1 protein-coding gene is annotated in these 511 nt (G+C 50.3%); it reads left to right on the top strand.

Annotation, left to right across the window (positions count from 1 at the left end; translation table 11 throughout):
• Window positions 1-104: 104 nt before the first annotated feature.
• Window positions 105-511, top strand: a 407-nt coding sequence (locus ACTHUM_RS18730; protein ID WP_440403786.1) for an anion permease, incomplete at its 3' end; no start/stop codon positions are given.

The raw sequence follows: 511 nt of genomic DNA, 5'->3' as shown, positions 1-511 counted from the left end.
ATTTACACTACATCAAATTACAAATATACTGTCGCTGTCAGGTCGTCTGAAAACGGCCAGCACAAGCGTAAAAGAAAAACCAGCAAACTTCAGAGGAACATTCTATGGATCTGCACGCAAAGGACAAAACCCAGCATCCGGAAAACGTCGAGCTGCTCAGTGCACAAAAGCCGATTACCGACTTTAAAGGCTTGCTGACCACCATCATCTCCGCCGTTGTCTGCTTCGGCATTTATTACATCCTTCCCTACAGCCCCGACGCCAACAAAGGTATAGCGCTGTTGATTTTCGTTGCCGCGCTTTGGTTTACCGAAGCCGTACACATTACCGTTACCGCACTGATGATCCCTATCCTTGCCGTTGTACTCGGTTTCCCGGATATGGACATCAAAAAAGCGATGGCCGGTTTCTCCGACCCGACGATTTACATCTTCTTCGGCGGCTTCGCGCTTGCAACCGCCCTGCACATGCAGCGTCTCGACCGTAAAATCGCTGTCAGCCTGTTGCGCCT

Source organism: Neisseria sp. P0021.S006 (assembly GCF_051956895.1).
This window is presented reverse-complemented; position numbering and strand designations above follow the sequence as displayed.